The sequence below is a fragment of the Pseudomonas sp. GW822-FHT03F04 genome, from assembly GCF_058801405.1.
The window spans coordinates 432,060-449,412 of record NZ_JBXANF010000004.1 but is presented as its reverse complement, the minus strand read 5'-3'; the positions used below and the strand labels follow the sequence as shown (position 1 = coordinate 449,412).

Below are 17,353 nucleotides of genomic sequence, written 5' to 3'. Positions count from 1 at the left end.
CCGGCTTTAACGCTTGCCCCGAGACTCACAATGCGTCGTCTGCTGATCTGCCTTTTGCTTGGTTTCCTTCCTCTGTTCGTTCATGCCAGTGAAGCGCCGCGACCGAAAGTCGGCCTGGTGCTGTCCGGCGGTGCGGCCCGTGGGCTGGCGCACATCGGCGTGCTCAAGGCGCTGGAAGAGCAAGGCATCAAGATCGATGCGATTGCCGGCACCAGCATGGGTGCAGTGGTCGGTGGCCTCTACGCCTCGGGTTACAAGATCGACGAACTGGAAAAACTCGCCCTGAGCATCGACTGGCAGCAGGCCCTGTCCGATGCTCCACCTCGGGAAGACGTACCGTTTCGACGCAAACAGGATGACCGCGATTTTCTGGTGAAGCAGAAACTGAGCTTTCGCGACGACGGCAGCCTCGGCCTGCCGCTCGGGGTGATTCAAGGGCAGAACCTCGCGTTGCTGCTTGAAAGCCTGCTGGCCCACACCAGCGACACCCGTGATTTCGACAAGCTGCCGATCCCGTTCCGCGCCGTGGCCACCGACATCGCCAACGGCGAAAAAGTGGTGTTTCGCAAAGGCCACCTGCCCCAGGTGATTCGCGCCAGCATGTCGATCCCGGCCGTGTTCGCCCCGGTCGAGCTTGATGGCCGGCTGCTGGTGGACGGCGGCATGACCGATAACATCCCCCTCGATGTGGCCCGGGAAATGGGCGTCGACGTGGCCATCGTGGTCGACATCGGCACCCCGCTGCGCAACCGCAAGCAACTGACCACCGTGGTCGATGTACTGAACCAGTCGATCACCCTGATGACCCGGCGCAACTCCGAAGAACAATTGGCGGCGCTGCACCCGAATGACGTCCTGATCCAGCCGCCGCTGGCCAGTTTCGGCGCCACCGATTTCGGTCGTGCCGAGGAAATGATCGATGCCGGTTACCGCGCCGCCAAGGCCCTCGACGCCCGCCTCGCCCGATTGAAACCCGCCATGTCTCAGGACGCCGAGCTCAATGCCGCCCGCGCACCGGGCCAGCGCACGCCGATCATCACCGCGATCAGGGTCGAGAACGACTCGAAAGTCGGCGACGACGTGATCCGTTACTACATCCGTCAGCCCATCGGCGAGCCGCTCGACCTCGGGCGTCTGCACTCTGACATGGGCACCTTGTACGGCCTGGATTACTTCGAACAGGTGCAATACCGCGTGGTGCACAAGGGCCAGGAACATACGCTGGTGATCAGCGCCCGGGGCAAGCGCAGCGGCACCGATTACTTGCGGGTTGGCTTGAACCTGTCGGACGACATGCGCGGCGACAGCGCCTTCAACCTCGGTGCCAGTTACCGAATGAACGGCATCAACCGCCTCGGCGCTGAATGGTTGACCCGGGCGCAGATCGGCGACAAGCAGGAGCTCTATACCGAGTTCTATCAGCCGCTGGACGTCGGCTCGCGCTACTTCGTCGCACCGTATGCAGCGTTTGAAGCCCAGAACGTCGACTCGGTGCTCGACAATGACCCGATCGCCCAATATCGCGTCGAGCGCTATGGCTTCGGCCTCAATGTCGGCCGCCAGATCGGCAACAACGGTGAAATCCGCTTTGGTGTCGGCGAGGCCTGGGGCAAAGCGGATGTGCGAATCGGCGATCAGAATCTGCCGAGCGAACACTTCAACGAAGGCTTCTATGCGCTGAAATACTCGTTCGACTCACTGGACAATGTGTACTTCCCCCACGACGGCAAGGACATCAGCCTGACCCTGATGCAATTCGAACCGAGCCTGGGTTCCGACACGCGCTACCGGCAATGGGAGTTCAAATTGGACAAGGCCATGAGCAGCGGCCCGAATACGCTGATTCTGGGCGGTCGTTACGGGCGCACGCTGGACGATGCGAATGTGGTGACGTCGAGCTTCCTGTTGGGCGGCGCCCGACAACTGTCCGGTTTCCGCGAAGATGCCATCTCCGGGCAGAACGTCAGCCTGATGCGGGCGGTGTATTACCGCCGTCTGACGCCGCGCGCTTATCTGCCGCTGGATTTCCCGCTGTATGCCGGCGGCTCGCTGGAGCGCGGCCGGGCCTGGAACAACGACAACGAGTTCGACAGCGGCTACATCAATGCCGCCAGCGTATTCATCGGTTTCGACACACCGCTGGGGCCGCTGAACTTTAGTTATGGCCTGAACGATGCCAACGAACAGGCGGTTTACCTGAATCTGGGGCAGACCTTCTGACCCGGATCAGCGAATCCCGGCCAACAGGGTTCGGGCCGTTTGCCTGAGAGGCTCATCGCCTTCCTTCAGCAGCTCATTGAGCAAGGCGATCGCACTGTCGAGGTCGCCGTCGTCGATGCAGGTCTGGGCCTGCTCGAGCTTTCCGGCGTTGGCCGCCTCGGTCGGGCCCGGCTCGGCTTCCGGTAATTGCAGATCCAGTGGTTCCAGTTTCAGCGACTGACCGGGATCGCCAAATTCGTTGAGGAAGTCATCGTCTATCGGCTGCACATCCGGTTCGGCGATCCACTCCAGCTCCGTCGCCTCAGCGTCATCGTTGGCGGTTTGCGGCAGCTCGAAATCCTGTGGCAGCACTTGCAGGCTGGAACCCAGTGCCGACGGGGTCGACGAAGGTGTGTCCGTTGCCGGGCGACGGTCTTCCAGATCCCAGCTGGAATCCATCGACAGCTGCTCCAGATTCAGCTCGAAATCATCCTCGGCCAACGGTGTGGCAGGTGCAGCTTGCTCAACAGGCAGTGCGGCAATGACCGGAGCCGCCGCAGCCGGAGGTTCAGTCCTGGTCAGTTTCGGGTAGCGGGCCCGGATATCGAGCAATCGCTGTTCCTCGACACCGAGCTGGCGCAGGTGGTTTTCCTGTTCGTCATAGGCTGACTGATCGCCCTGGCGCCCCAGCACCTCGAGCATCTGCACACCCAGATCGATGCGCTCCGGCTCCTTTTGCAAGGCGTCGCGCAGCAGACCGAGCGCTTCACCGAGCCGCCCATATGCCAGATAAATGCCGACCGCCTCCAGTACATCGCCTGCGGCCTGTTCGTCACGGTGCTCGACGGCCTCCTGAACCACGTTCTGACGAACGACTTCGGGTTCATTGAGCGCGGGTTCGCTGCGCTGGGGTGCCAGCACCGCAGGCCCGACAAGATTCGCTTCAGACTGGCGTCGGCGGCGTACATACAACACCGCCCCCAACAGGCCCAACAACACCAGCAAACCGCCAAGCAGCGGCCAGCTGACGGAGTCTTCCTGCGACTCTACCGGCGCAGCAACCGGAGCCGGGGCTTGCACAGGTGCTACCGGAGCCGGCGGCGCCTGTTGCACTTCCGCCAGACGGGCCTGCAAATCACCCAGCTGTTTCTTGCCGTCGGCGATCAGGATTTCCTGCGCCTGAAGCTTCACGTTCAGCTCATCGATGGTTTTCTGCAGTTGCTGGTTCTGCAGCACGCTGGCGGCCAACTGCTCGGCTTGCGCGTCGTTGGTCGCAGCCGTTTGCGGCACTGGCGCGGCGGGTGGCGCAGCAGGCTTGCTTTGGGTGCCGGCAGCAGGTGCCTCAGGCGTTGGAAACTCCGACGATTGCGCGCGGACGTCGGGCTCGTCGGTGGCCGGCACGATGCCCGGCGAACCCGGCGGATCAATCAGCACCGTGTATTCGCGCAGCAGGTGGCCGTTGGGCTGATTGAGCTGCACAAGGAAATTCAGAAAGGGTTCGTTGACCGGTTTGCTGGAGGTCACCCGGATCAGGTTGCGATTGCCACGCAGGATCGGGGTGAACTTGAGGTCGTTGAGGAAGAACACCCGCTCGACCCCGGCACGGCCGAATTCGTCCGCCGTGGCCAGACGGGCCGAGAGCTCGCTTTCGCTGAGCCCGGCGACATCCACCAGCGCGATGTCGGCCTTGAGCGGCTGATTGAGGGCCGAGTGCACGGTGATGTCACCGAGCCCCAGCGCCAGTGACGCCGTGGACCAGGTGAGAACACCGGCCACCAGCAGTGAGTTGGCGCAACGCAGTACCACGTGCCGACTGTCGAGCATGAGCATCCCTTAAATAAGCAAAACCGACTTCTATGGGTTCGCACATCCGGTACGAACACGATATTGCCCAGTAGTTCTTATAGTCTGCCCAGCGCGATCTCTCAAAAAAACGGCACGCGGTTGTGCCTCAAGACTTTTCCAGGTTGGCCAGAATGTGCCCGTGAACCCGCATGCACACCTTCAAATCCGCCTCGTCGACGCCTTCGAACAATTCGTGACGCAGTTGCGTGGCGATGGTCTCGATCTGTTCGATCAGCGGCAGTGCCGGGGCGCACAACACGATTTTTTTCGCCCGACGGTCTTCCATCACGGACTGGCGTTGCACCAGGCCCTGGCTTTCCAGGCTGTCGAGCAGGCGGGCAAGGGTCGGCCCTTCGACGCCAACGCTTTGCGCCAGCTCCCGTTGGGTCGGGGCGTCTTCGAAACGCGCCAGATGCAGCAGCACCAGCCAGCGCGCCTGGGACAAACCCAGGCCGGCCAGCCGGCGATCCAGTTCGGCACGCCAGCCACGGGACATCTGGGCCAGTTGCATGCCAAAGCGGTGTTGATCGGTTAACGGCATAAAACACTCATGGTTAGACTGAAGAAATAGAGAAAAACTAATTATTAGTCAGCTAAGCATGACATTTGGCTATAGGCAAGAGCCGCCCTGTACTGAATCGTTACATCTGTACAACGGTTTGTGTAAGCCCAGGCTCACATCTCGAATTCAGATTGCAGCGCAGCCCTTACGCAATACAGCACGCCTTCCGGTACACGACCGGCAAACAGCTCCGCCACTTCAGCGACCGACGGCAACTCGCCTTCGCCGTCGAGGAACGCGTCCTGGACTTCGCCCATCAGGTCCTCCGGCAAGTCCAGCGCCTGTTCCAGCGACAATTGCTGCTTGCCGATGGCTTCAGCAAGCATGGTGTAGACGTTCTTTTCCGAGCACTGCAACTGACCGGAAATCTGCAACGGCGTCATACCTGCACGGGCCAGGGTAATCAATTCGTGGCGTACGTCGGCCACCACTTTCGGTGTCTCGGCCTCGCCGCCGAGCACTTCGAGGAAGGCCTCGCCGTAGCGCTCCAGCTTGCGTGCGCCGACGCCGCTGACCTGGGCCATTTCCGCCAGCGAGGTCGGCTGGCTGCGGAGCATTTCCAGCAGCGTCGAGTCGGGGAAGATGACGTACGGCGGCACGCCGTGTTCTTCCGCCAGTTTGCGGCGCAGGGCACGCAGCGCTTCCCACTGTTCGCGTTCCTCAAAGCGCACCAGTTGACTGGCCGGGCTCTTGCTGCCGCTCTTGGCGGTGACTTGCGGCTTGAGGTCGCGGCGCAGCTCCAGGCTCACTTCACCCTTGAGCAGCGGCCGGCACGTGTCGCTCAGACGCAGCCCGCCGTAGCCTTCGTGATCGACATCCGCCAGGCCGCGAGCAACCAATTGGCGGAACAGCGAGCGCCATTCGCTCTCGCTAAGCGCCTTGCCCACGCCGTACACCGACAGGTGCTGATGGCCGAAACTGCGGACCTTTTCGTTGTCCTTGCCCAGCAGCACGTCCACCAGATGGCCGACACCGTAACGCTGGCCAGTGCGATAGATCGCCGACAGCGCCTGACGTGCAGGCTCGGTGGCGTCCCAGGTCTGCACGCCGTCGGTGCAGTTGTCGCAGTGCCCGCACGGCTCGGGCATGTCTTCGTCGAAGTACGCCAGCAGCGCCTGTCGGCGGCAGCGGGTTTCTTCGCAGAGCGAGAGCATGGCGTCGAGCTTGTGCTGCTCCAGACGCTTGTGGCGCTCGTCGCCTTCGGAGTTCTGCAGCATCTGCTTGAGCATCACCACGTCTTGCAGACCGTAGGCCATCCACGCGTCCGCCGGCAGACCGTCACGACCGCCGCGTCCGGTTTCCTGGTAATAGGCTTCCAGGGATTTCGGCAGGTCGAGGTGAGCGACGAAACGCACGTTGGGTTTGTCGATACCCATGCCGAACGCCACGGTGGCGACCATGATCAGGCCTTCCTCGTTGAGGAAGCGTTTCTGGTGATAGGCGCGCAGATCGTTGGGCAGACCGGCGTGATACGGCAGCGCCGGGAAGCCCTGCTCGGTGAGAAACGCGGCCACCTCCTCCACCTTCTTGCGCGACAGGCAGTAGACGATGCCGGCATCGCTGCGGCGCTCGGCAAGGAACGCCAGCAACTGCTTGCGCGGCTGCTCCTTGGGCACGATGCGGTAGAAGATGTTCGGCCGGTCGAAACTCGATAGGAAACGCTCGGCATTCTGCAGATGCAGACGGGTGACGATTTCTTCGCGGGTGCGCTTGTCGGCGGTGGCGGTCAGGGCAATACGCGGCACGTCGGGGAACATTTCCGCCAACTGCCCCAGTTGCAGGTATTCCGGGCGGAAGTCGTGGCCCCATTGCGACACGCAGTGCGCTTCATCGATGGCGAACAGGGCGATGTTCAAGCCTTGCAGGAACGACAGCATCCGCGGCTGCACCAGACGCTCGGGCGCCAGATAGAGCATTTTCACTTCGCCGCGCTTGATCCGGTTGGCGAGGTCGCGCTGCTGTTCGGCGCTCAACGTGGAGTTCAACGCGGCAGCGGCCACACCCAGCTCTTCGAGGGTGGCGACCTGATCGTCCATCAGCGCGATCAGCGGCGACACCACCACCGCCAGGCCGTCGCGCAGCAGCGCCGGCACCTGGAAGCACAGGGACTTGCCGCCGCCGGTCGGCATCAGGACAAGGGCATCACCGCCACTGGCCACGCGCTCAATGATTGCACCCTGACGGCCACGGAAACTGTCGTAGCCGAAGATGTCCTTGAGGACGCGTTGAGCCTGTTCGAGCATAAAAACTCCAAAAATCCACCGAAACATCCCTGCACAGGCTGGTTCAAGACAGCCGAGGCTGCTTTAAACAAAACGTAAGGGCGCATTGCATGACGCCGTACAGATTCAGCCGCGACACCGGCAGGGATCGCAAAGCGCGGCAGTATACCCGAGCCCTCCCCGGCAAAGGGCACCGCCGATAAGAAGCTTGTGGGCGCAAATCTGCCGTGCGGCTGGCTTGAGGGCTCAAGAAGGCCTAGAATTCCCGCATTGTTTATTCCCCCAAGGTAGCCCTTTAATGTCCTTCGCCGAGCAACTAACCCGCCTGCAAGTCTTCCTCGACGCCGACGAGCTGCATGAAGAGGCGCTGGACTACGTGGCCGCTCACGGTTACCTGACCGCGCTGTCGATCTGCGCCGACGAGGTGCCGGACCGTGAGTGGATCGACGCCCTGTTCGCCGAAGAGCCGCATTACAGCAGCGAAGCCCAGCGTGAAGAGATCGAAGCCACGCTGATCGGCCTCAAGGCCCACATCGCCCGCCAATTGGCCTCCGATGAAGAATTCGAGCTGCCGTGCGAACTGGACCTGGGCGACGAGCCGGACGATTCCGAACTGCGCGGCTGGTGCATCGGCTTCATGGAAGGCGTATTCCTGCGCGAAGCGGCCTGGTTCGAAACCGCCGAAGAAGAAGTCAGCGAAATGTTGCTGCCGATCATGGTCGGTTCGGGCCTGTTCGACGAACAGCCAGAGTTCGAAGACATCGCCAGGGACGCCAACCTGATGGACGACATGATCGTGCAGATCCCGGAAGCCCTGACCGCGCTGTACCTGCTGTGCCAGGCACCCGACGAAAAACCGGCGATCCTCAAGCCACGTCACCACTAAGATCCGGCCTATGGACAACCCCATAGGCAACCGCCCCCTGATGTTGCGCTACATCCTGCTGGCCATCGGCTGGCTCAGCGTGGCATTGGGGGTGATCGGGATATTCCTGCCTGTTCTCCCCACTACCCCTTTCCTCCTGCTGGCAGCCGCCTGCTTCGCCCGCAGCTCTCCGCGCTTCTATCAATGGCTGGTCGAGCATCCCCGGCTCGGGCCATGGATCCGCGATTACCTCGATGGCAACGGCATACCGCTCAAGGGCAAGGTCTACGCGATCGGGCTGATGTGGGCGAGCATTCTGTTCTCGTGCTACCTGGTGCCGCTGCCGTGGGCGCGGGGGTTCATGCTGACCAGTGCCGTGTTGGTGACGGTCTACATTCTGCGACAGAAAACCCTGCACAAACGCTGAGCGCACAGCAGCCTTTCGTCGAAAAACCCTGCTCACCTGTCAAATCTGACAGTACCCCTGCCTCCTCCCCTCAGGTTCAATAAAAAACCGTCTGCGATCCCATAGCGTGCTCGTCCAGGAGTTTCGTCATGCCCACCCACAGTCCGCTTCTGTTTCCCGATCTCAACCAGCCCGTCACCCTGGCGCTTCGACCCATGCAGATCAGCGGCGCAGTCACGCCAGTCGAGGATGCCGATGGCGGGATCAATATTGCAGTGGTCGAGGAAAGCGCCAGCGGTGTGCTGTGCGTAATCGTGGCGTATCTCGACATGCTGGAAAGGGATAAAAATGTTGTTTATTGGGACGACGTTGAAGTATTCACCCGAATGGTTGAATCGGGGGAAAAAGACAGGCATCTGTTTTTTTACCTGCCCAAAGAGCTGTTCACTCCCGGTCTGCATAAATGCTTTTACGAATTGACCCGCTTCGGCGCAGCTGCGCCGGACGATCCCTCTGTGGTGTCGCTGTTTTTCGTCAAACTCACCAGCCCCGGTGGCCGAGACAGGGAACCCCATCTACCCGACGGGCACTCCGAACTGCATATTGCGCAACTGCCGCAGGAAATCATCGATCAGGGAGTGATCGACGCGGCGTGGGCAAAAAAAGGGGTTCCCCTGACGGTTCGTGCCTATCCGGAAATCAGGGTGCGAGACACGATTCTGATGCGCTGGGGCAGCCATACCCTCGCGCCGCACCTCGTCACACAACCGCAGGCGGAAGGCAGGGACCCCATCGTGATCGTCGCCGGACAGGAAGACATTCTGGCCGGTGGCGACAGCGCGGCACTGGAAATCAAGTACGACCCTCACGATGAAGTATGGAACTGGTCTTCCCGGCACTCCAAACGCACACGAATCGCCGTCGACGCCGGCGCCTGGCGTCTGGCTGCCCCGATTATCAAGGAATCGGTCAATGGGATCATCACGATCATCGACTTGAACCAGCGGGACGTCACGGTCCAGGTTCATATCCAGGGCTCGGATTTCGCGCTGAACGACTCAGTAAAAATGACCTGGATCGGCACCCCTTTCACTGGCAAGCCGTTGATTCACACGGAAACCAAACCGGTGGCGAACATCCCGAGTGTCATGGAATTCAAGGTGGCGTACGAGCAAGTCCGCGCCATCGCCATGGGCCGGGCCGATGCCTCGTACGTGCTGACGAAAGCAGACGGAAGTCCGCCGTTATCCTCCAAACGTGAGTTCGCCGACGTGGTGGGTGACGTTTCGATGCCGGACGCACCGACGATTGTCGAGTTGCTGGGTGACATACTCGAGTCGGACAGGCCCTATGCCACGGTACTGATCAAGTACCTGACCATCGCCAATGGCGATCTGGTCGCCGGTCACTGGATAGGTGAAAAGTCCAACGGTCAGACCTATGTCCATGAGTTCACCCACACCGTCAGTGACAGTGAGGCAAAAGAAGGCTTTTTCACTGCTTACGTCGACAAAGAGCACATCAGCGTGCTCGACAAGGGCAAACTCGATCTTTGGTACTCCGTGTCCAATGACAAGCCGGAGCTCTACGGCGTCAGTGATTCAGAGCATCTGTTGGTCAAGGTGCAAGCCGTCACCGCGACACTGCCCAGGCCCGAGGTGGAGGAAGCCGACAAAAACCCCGATGTGCTCGACCCTTCCAAAGTCTTCGATGTCGTCCACATATTCATCGAAAATCCGCCGACGCAAACACACGACATCGTGACCTGGTACTGGCAAGCGACCCATCCGTTCGGCAGCATCAGCGACTGGGTGCCCATCACTTCGCTGAGCGCCGGGAAACCGCTGCGTTTTCGAGTGCCCGAAGAGTACGTCACGCGCAATATCGGGCAGTACGTCAAGGTGCGATATGTGCTGCGGCGCCCCTCCACTCAGCGCTACGAATATTCCGCAACGCTCAATCTGTTAATTGGTGAATTGGTTGGCGAACTGCTCCCGCCCAAAGTGATTCAGGCCCCTGATGACATTTTGAACCCCAAAGACGGCCTCAACGGCGTCGACGTACGCGTCAGTTACGAAAACATGAAACCCGTTCTGGATAACATCAACCTCAGCTGGATCGGCACACCGGGTGCTGGCACCTCGACTGATCTTGAATTACCGGGGGATGCCAGTGGAACCGTCACTTTTCATATAGATGGCTCGGTTATCGGCGCCAACATCGACCGACGAGTGAGCGTCGGTTATGGCGTGACACGCTATGGCTTCACCACTCCCTCCGAGTCACTGGACTTGTATGTTTCCAACTTCGAGGATCCTGAAAACGACTGGCCCCGTCCGCAAGTACCTTTGGCAAACAGCGATGTTCTTGATCTGATGACGTTCAGCGGTGATGCGAGCGCTCTCGTAGTGAAATGGCCGTTCATTGCACTCAAGCAATGCCTCTGGCTAAGGCTGGAAGGCAAGACAGCAACGGGCAGCGACTACATCATCCGGATGCTCGATGGCGTGGAAATCACCTCCGCGCAATTCGGCAGCGGGTTGAATGAAGTGCTGCTCCGAAGCGAGTTGATGAAACTGGGACATTCCACACCGGCAAACTTGATTTGCAAAGTTTCGTTTGATGGCAGCGCTCAAGAAGTCGATGCAATTGAGTTCCCGAGATTGTCGCTTACGATCAGAACCCGATACGACTGGGTGACGCCTGACATCACCGGTGTGACAGATGCCCGCGGCGATGTCCCCGAAGGCGAAAAGACCCGTTACAAGGAAGTCACCGTCAAAGGCACTGCAACTCGCGATGAAACGGTTGAGCTTTTTGATGCAGTTTCGACATCCCTGGGCACCGCGCCCGTGGATGCAAAAGGCGAATGGACCCGCATCATCAGCGGTTTGACCGAGAAAACCTACAGCATTACTGCAAAGGCGTTGTACGACGCTGATCCGGTGACCAGCAATCCCAGAACCTTCGAGGTCAAGTTCGCTGAAACCCCGGAGATCAATACAGTTACCGACTCCAGAGGTCCGGTCACACCTGGTTCCATTACCTACGACAACAGTGTCGTGATCGAAGGCAGCGCTACACCCAACGAGCGGATTCAGCTTCAAGAAAGCACCACGCCGATCATCGACCTCCCCGTCGACGCAAACGGAATCTGGCGTCATACGCTTTCCGGATTGACGGTAAAAAGTTACGTACTCAATGCCAAGGCGCTCTATGACATTCAGCCACCACTGAGCCCACCCTATCCTTTCCGCGTCGAGCGAGCCGTCACACCGACCATTTCTCGTGTGGTCGATGCCAAAGGCGACGTCGAGCCGGGTGGGACGACCTACTACAAAAGTGTCACCCTGCGAGGCAAAGCCAGTCCCGATGAAGAGATCACACTGATCGACGGGGTCAGCCCAATCGATACCGTGAGCGTGAAATCCGATGGTGAATGGGATTACATCTACAGCAACCTGTCGCTGAAAACCTACAACCTGACGGCCAAAGCCGAATACGGCAGCGAGCCTGTATCGGCTCCGCCGAGAGTGTTCACGGTTGCCGCCTTCATTTCCCCGACCATCACTTCGGTGACTGACAGCAGAGGGCCGGTCAATCCCGGCGGAACCACCTATGACTCAACGGTTTCCCTGCTGGGACAGGCGACGCCCAAAGAACAGATCCAGGTTTACAACAAAGGCACGCCTATCGGCGCGCCTGTCACTGTCGGTGCCAATCGGGAGTGGCGCTCAACTGCTACAGGGCTGGGAGTGACGTCACACAGCCTATCCGCAAAGGCGCTCTACCCCGTTGATCCGGTAGAAAGTCAGCCGTTCAACTTCAATGTTGCCGCCCACACCCCGGTGACAATCACGTTTGTGCACGATGGCATCAGTGAGCTGCTGAATGGTGCGGAAACCAAAAGCACCTCCGTCACACTGCGAGGTAATGTCACCCCCGACCACGAGGTACAAATCTACGACAACAACACGCCCAAACACACGGTGCGTGCCATCAGCAATATCTGGAACACAACACTGGGCGTCGGGCTGGGCCCTCATTCGATCACGGCGAAGGCCGTGAGTACCGGACAATTCTCGGGGGCGCGCACGTTCAGGGTCATATCGCCGATTCCGCCACTGAATTTCAATACCAGCCCAGTCACTTTGAACGGCAAGATCTACCTGATTCCCGGCAACCCGCAGATCCTTCCTGCTTTCGGCCCAGGAACCTACGTTCAGCATCAAGCATCTGGCGGCCAACCCGGTTATAGGTATTCATCCAGTAACGCTGCGGTGGCTCATGTTGATGGAAACGGTCTGGTAACCGTAAGGGGAAGAGGTACAGCAAGCATTACAGCCACGGATGCTGCCAACCAGTCAAAGAGCTATACCGTAAACGTGACAGGCGTCATCCATTGCATAGGGCTCGGACAGGGTAACTGGACAACCATGAGAAACAATGCTGCCAACAACGGCGCCCGATTACCCTCCCTGGGCGAACTCAGGGAGATCCATAACCTTTACGGAAGCCGTTGGCCCATGGGGAATTATTATTACTGGTCAACAGACCTGGCGGCCTCGTTTCCCATAACCCGTTATTACATGAAAAACCTCGTCACCGGAACGGAAGCTCACGTTCAACATTACGGTAACGCAAACGGGGTGGGCATAAGATAAAACGGCTGCGATTGTAGAACGAAAAAAGCGCCTCATTGTTCATGAGGCGCTTTTAAAAGACTCAGCGACTTACCAGTTATACCGCACCCCCACATTCCCCCCCCAAGGCTGCTCGATATGCTCGCCATTGGCGTAATCCAGATCGACATGCACTTGCCATTTGTCTGACAGTGCCACCGCTACACCCGTGCCGAACTCCGCCCGTGAACCCGACAGGTCGTTGTTGAACACGTTGTTGTTGACCTTCACTTTGTTGTTTTTGGCAAACTCGTGAGCTATCGCCGCACGTACATAAGGTTGCGCAACAGCACCGTTGCCAATGTCGAAGTTGCGGCCGGCCGTGGCGCCTGCCTTGCCCAGGAATGAGCGGGTGCGATCGCCATCGGCCTCCATGTCGTTGTCAAGGCTGAAGCGTTTGCCCTGGATCTGCGCTGCCGACAACTGAACGAACGGCTCAATGAAGTAATCGTTGCTCAACTTGATATGACGACCGCCTTCCACCGATGCGCTGACACCCCAGTTATCGTAATCGCCCTTGGCACGTGTGCCGTCGCTCAAACCGACCTTGGCCTCGTTGCGGAAACGGTTGAATTTCAACACACCGTCAACGTAGTAACCGGTGTCGCGGTCCATCCACGTCACGTAGGGCCCGAAGTAGTAACTCTTGACCGTACCCGACGTCCCTTGCTCGACATTCAGATCGGACTCGCTGAAACCACCCATCACACCCAGCAGCACATTGCTGTCACCCAACCGGGCATCGGCACCGAGGGAAAGCCCCTGCTGATTTTGCTTGTACGCCACACCGGAACCTTGGGCCACGTTGTACTGATTGCCATAGGTGCGAATCCAGGCACCCGACTGGCCACCGTTGAACCGCAACTCGCCCATGCGGCTGCGCAATGAGCTGGCTTCGCCGTACAACAAGGTAATCGGAGAGTTGAACAAGGCCAGTACCGTACTGGCGCCGGGACTGATCACCTGGGTGGTCGGATCGAGGAACCATTCAGTGCCGCCCGTTCCACTTTGTCGCTGGGCCAGGTCATAGGACCAGGTACCGAGATCCACTCGCCCGCCCTTCAGTGCAAAGTGCGCATCGCCCGCAGCCGTGTGCACCAGGGTCAGTTGCTGCGGATTCAGCGCATCAAGGCCGGACGCCGCCACCAGCAAACCAAACTGCCCGGTCGCCACACCGGTAACGTTTAGGAAGTCATGCTGCCCCGTGGCGAAGTTGCCCTTCATGGCAAAAGTACTGGAACCATCCGGCGAGCCAGCGAGCGTACCGACATTCAACTGATAGAAGGTATTCGGCACATCCTGCGCACCAAAGCGAACCGTCCCAACAACCATGGCGAGCGTTCCTACGGTGTCGTTGCCCGTCAGGGTCCAGATCGAACCACTGTTGACGGTCACGCCGTTGACCTTGTCGAGACGGCCGGTGAATTGCGAACTGTTCTGCAGGGAGACGTTGGCGGTCGAACCGTTTTCGACCAGCACATCGCCGGTCATGCGGCCTTGATCGAAGGTCAGGTTGCCGGTGCTGTTGCCAGCGATGTTGATGTTGCCTTGCAACTCGCTGTTGCCGACGGTCATGGCAGCGGTGGAGGCTCCCTGGACGTCGAGCAGATTGTTGTTCCCGGCAAACAGCCGGGCGCCGTTCGACAGGTTGATGGTGGCATTGGTCCCGCGATCAACCAGAACCGCAGAACCGTTGATGCCTTGAACAGTGGCGTTATCCAGAGTGAGCGCACGAGCGCCGACATTGGCCGTATCGTTGACCATGCGCACGCCTGTGGTCTGTCCGGTGATCTGTGTCCCGGCGGAGGCATTCACCTGCCCTCCCAGAATGTTCACGCCGATGCCGCTCGTACCCGCGCCAGTCACTTGCGTATTGACCAACGACAAAGTGCTCAACCCGGTGACCTGTGCGCCAAAGACGTCACCGCGAATTTGACTGTTGGAAACATCCACAGTGGAGCCGCCAGCGGCAATCGAAGAACGGTTGACGGCCAGACCGATGTCATCGCTGGTCACAGTGGCCTGGTTGATGGTGCCCCGGCTGCTGGTGACCAGAATGCCTTCGACGCCGGGATTGCTGACGACCGTAGCGCCATTGATGGTCAGCGTCGATCCGGATTGGATGGTAATTGACTGGGTGGTGGCATCATTGACATTCAACACTGCGTTGTTACGCACCAGATAATCGATCGGCGTTGTCGTCGAATCGATATCCAGCGTCGTGTTATCGACAATGGTGGCTGCCAGTATTCCGCCGCTGGAAATGGAAATGGCTGGCATGACCATCAGAATACTCAACGCGTTTTTTACAGAAAGACGTTCAAGCCGCCCGCCAAATATTCTCATGACTTACCCACCTCTGATTTACCCGTGCAAAAGTGCGAAATGCATTTGCGTGAAAAAATAGAGCGCGGAAGCTAATCGGATTCCTCACAAAAAAATGTAGGACAAGTCCGATAAACAAGGAAGAAAAATCCCTGACACTGATTTTATAAAAAAATGGGAGGCAACAGCCTCCCGTTTTTTCTTTCAAATACTACAAGGTGTCGTATCACCATTCCTCATGAGCACCCTGACCAGGTGACGCACTGAAGGTGTAGGCCGCCCATCAATCACGGCGTTATAGCTCACCGCCCCCCATGCATTTCCTGTATTAAGAAACTGCTGATACGGAAAGCGTATGGTAAAACCATTTTGCACATCCGAAGCATCCGGCTGATATGTAACTTCGTCCTTATTATTCGGTATCACAGTATTACCAGTGGAATCACTGTAGCCCTGATAAGTAAAAGTCAACATCTGACCGTCCAGTTGCGGCTCTCCCCCCGGAACAAAAACCTCGATACATTTTATAAGCACTGGATGGCTTTGCAATGAAGGGCAATTCAAATAACCAAAATCCGGATCGAGATGCTGGAAGGTTGCCTGAGGCACACTCCCCGGTCTGATGAACACATCTACATCCCGCGGCAGTGAGCGCTCTTCGTTATCGTTCACATCAGGATTGGTGACCTTATAAGTCACTGGAACTTCAGTGCCGTTCCCACCAGCATCTACAACTGACCAATCAATTGTCCAATCCAGGTCAGTCTCCGTACCATCCAACTGAAGAACACCGCCTTCAGCGTCTGTTACTTCAACTCCGTTCCAGATCAGAGTGGCAATATCCTTATCCTTGATACCCGGGTAAGCGGCCACTGTTACGTCAACATCCTGATCCTTGTCCAGCGCCGTCAAAACGTTTATCGGATTGCCGCCCGCCCCTTGAACATCGACTGCAAGAAAATCGGGATTTGGATCATCTGGACCTTCGCCGTCCCCTGGCCGGCGCAGATCGACTAGTACTTCGTCGTTTTTGGGGGGATTACTGGCAGGATGTCGAACCGTTCCACGTTTTATTTGATAGCTGACCTCAATGGTTTTTTCTCCGAGATTACCGTTATGCCAGTACGAATAAGGAATCTTTACATAAGTAGGGAAGCCAGCGATTTTTTGTGCTGGCACTACAACGCCATCGACGGTGACCTCAAGTTCATCACCTTCCACAAAATTGTCGTACTCAGCTTTGATCCCTACTCCTGGACGCATCCGAGCGTCGGCGAGGTCGATCTTCTTCGGTGCCGTGTCGTTATCAAACAGCGGAATACTTGGACCCTCCAAATTCGCTGGAGGGTCCGTTAATGTTACGCTCACTCGTTTGAAAGGCGAATTTGGACTTCGGTTACCTTTCCGATCCGTACGATAGTAAAAAATCGCTTTCTCACCCTCTTCAGTTCCGACCATTACGGTCGTCAGATTAAAGGTAACGGGAAGAAGAGGATCGACAACAGTAAATTCCCCTACGAATACCGGGGTCGGAAATGTCGAGCCAAAATAACATTCATACTTGTCCCCTATTTTTATATCGGCGACTGTTGGCATGGTAATCAGGACAAAACCGTTGGCATCCAGATAAGGCTTGGTAATCCCGTTGGCATCCACCTCGGCAGGAAGGGTAACGAGACCGCTGACATCAGGTGGCGTAGTGTCGATATTGATGAGCAGATCCGGAATATCTTTAGTGTTCCCGCCATGATTGAGTACATAGCTCAACAAGTGGGGGCCTGAGACATTCGTAAGCCCTGCTGGCAATACCATTGGAATTTCAAGAAGCGCAGGATCAAGAGGGGTTTGGTAGGTATACCGGGTGCCTTGCCGAGTGCCATCCCAAGTCAGATGTATAAACCCGTCAACGGGAGGATCATCGTCAGCCCCGTCGAACCTGAGGACATTCACTTTCAATTCAAAACCCTGATACTGTTTGTGCAATTGATTCGGTTCATCGTCCACCTCATCAGCCAGCAGAGGATTGTCATCATCCAGCACAGGCGCTGCAAAGTCCGCTTTCGGTGAATTTCGGAGAATACTCAAATAACGCTCACGACTTTGTACCGGGGTCAACTTAATGACATTGTTCATCTTGTTCATCCTTTCAATGACTTGATTAAATGACAAAGGGTATTGCAGCCCCGTGCCAGAACACCTGGAACCAACCGCAAATCAAAAAACACTGCATTGGCACGACTGTGCGCA

At 58.0% G+C, this 17,353-nt stretch carries 9 protein-coding genes; 4 read left to right on the top strand and 5 right to left on the bottom strand.

The window, feature by feature from the left end; translation table 11 throughout:
- Positions 1-30: 30 nt before the first annotated feature.
- Positions 31-2,220 (top strand): patatin-like phospholipase family protein, encoded by a 2,190-nt coding sequence (locus AC1RMX_RS11705; protein WP_493071965.1) that lies wholly within the window; start codon positions 31-33, stop codon positions 2,218-2,220.
- A gap of 6 nt (positions 2,221-2,226) precedes the next feature.
- Here the strand turns inward: AC1RMX_RS11705 and AC1RMX_RS11700 are convergent, their stop codons facing one another.
- The 3 genes from AC1RMX_RS11700 to recQ form a co-directional block, all read right to left on the bottom strand.
- Entirely contained in the window at positions 2,227-4,023 is a 1,797-nt protein-coding gene (locus AC1RMX_RS11700) for a motility hub landmark protein FimV (RefSeq protein WP_493071963.1), read from the bottom strand.
- A 127-nt stretch (positions 4,024-4,150) separates the two neighbouring features.
- Positions 4,151-4,585: a MarR family transcriptional regulator gene (locus AC1RMX_RS11695; RefSeq protein WP_007962151.1), complete on the bottom strand. Its 435-nt coding sequence runs from the start codon at positions 4,583-4,585 to the stop codon at positions 4,151-4,153.
- Positions 4,586-4,719: 134 nt separating this feature from the next.
- The gene (gene recQ / locus AC1RMX_RS11690) at positions 4,720-6,849 is read right to left on the bottom strand and encodes a DNA helicase RecQ (protein ID WP_096822239.1); all 2,130 of its coding nucleotides are present in this window, start codon (positions 6,847-6,849) and stop codon (positions 4,720-4,722) included.
- Between the two features lie 277 nt (positions 6,850-7,126).
- On the opposite strand from recQ, the gene AC1RMX_RS11685 reads away from it, so the two are divergent.
- The 3 genes from AC1RMX_RS11685 to AC1RMX_RS11675 all read left to right on the top strand — a co-directional run bounded on the left by AC1RMX_RS11685 (position 7,127) and on the right by AC1RMX_RS11675 (position 12,763).
- Positions 7,127-7,714 carry a UPF0149 family protein gene (locus AC1RMX_RS11685; protein ID WP_096822240.1) on the top strand — a complete coding sequence of 196 codons (588 nt, stop codon included), beginning with the start codon at positions 7,127-7,129 and terminating at the stop codon, positions 7,712-7,714.
- Between the two features lie 10 nt (positions 7,715-7,724).
- Complete coding sequence (locus tag AC1RMX_RS11680; protein WP_085710384.1) at positions 7,725-8,120, top strand: YbaN family protein; 396 nt, start codon at positions 7,725-7,727, stop codon at positions 8,118-8,120.
- A 128-nt stretch (positions 8,121-8,248) separates the two neighbouring features.
- Positions 8,249-12,763, top strand: coding sequence for an Ig-like domain-containing protein (locus AC1RMX_RS11675; protein ID WP_493071955.1), 4,515 nt, complete (start codon positions 8,249-8,251; stop codon positions 12,761-12,763).
- Positions 12,764-12,832: 69 nt separating this feature from the next.
- Here the strand turns inward: AC1RMX_RS11675 and AC1RMX_RS11670 are convergent, their stop codons facing one another.
- Positions 12,833-15,067, bottom strand: a complete 2,235-nt coding sequence (locus AC1RMX_RS11670; RefSeq protein ID WP_493071952.1) for an autotransporter outer membrane beta-barrel domain-containing protein — start codon at positions 15,065-15,067, stop codon at positions 12,833-12,835.
- A 243-nt stretch (positions 15,068-15,310) separates the two neighbouring features.
- The gene (locus AC1RMX_RS11665; RefSeq protein WP_493071950.1) at positions 15,311-17,239 is read right to left on the bottom strand and encodes a hypothetical protein; all 1,929 of its coding nucleotides are present in this window, start codon (positions 17,237-17,239) and stop codon (positions 15,311-15,313) included.
- Positions 17,240-17,353 lie beyond the last annotated feature (114 nt).

Coding starts and splice junctions, on each gene's coding strand:
- AC1RMX_RS11695 (WP_007962151.1), bottom strand. CDS start 4,585: ATGCCGTTAACCGATCAACACCGCTTTGGCATGCAACTGGCCCAGATG.
- recQ (WP_096822239.1), bottom strand. CDS start 6,849: ATGCTCGAACAGGCTCAACGCGTCCTCAAGGACATCTTCGGCTACGAC.
- AC1RMX_RS11700 (WP_493071963.1), bottom strand. CDS start 4,023: ATGCTCGACAGTCGGCACGTGGTACTGCGTTGCGCCAACTCACTGCTG.
- AC1RMX_RS11670 (WP_493071952.1), bottom strand. CDS start 15,067: ATGGTCATGCCAGCCATTTCCATTTCCAGCGGCGGAATACTGGCAGCC.
- AC1RMX_RS11675 (WP_493071955.1), top strand. CDS start 8,249: ATGCCCACCCACAGTCCGCTTCTGTTTCCCGATCTCAACCAGCCCGTC.
- AC1RMX_RS11665 (WP_493071950.1), bottom strand. CDS start 17,239: ATGAACAATGTCATTAAGTTGACCCCGGTACAAAGTCGTGAGCGTTAT.
- AC1RMX_RS11680 (WP_085710384.1), top strand. CDS start 7,725: ATGGACAACCCCATAGGCAACCGCCCCCTGATGTTGCGCTACATCCTG.
- AC1RMX_RS11705 (WP_493071965.1), top strand. CDS start 31: ATGCGTCGTCTGCTGATCTGCCTTTTGCTTGGTTTCCTTCCTCTGTTC.
- AC1RMX_RS11685 (WP_096822240.1), top strand. CDS start 7,127: ATGTCCTTCGCCGAGCAACTAACCCGCCTGCAAGTCTTCCTCGACGCC.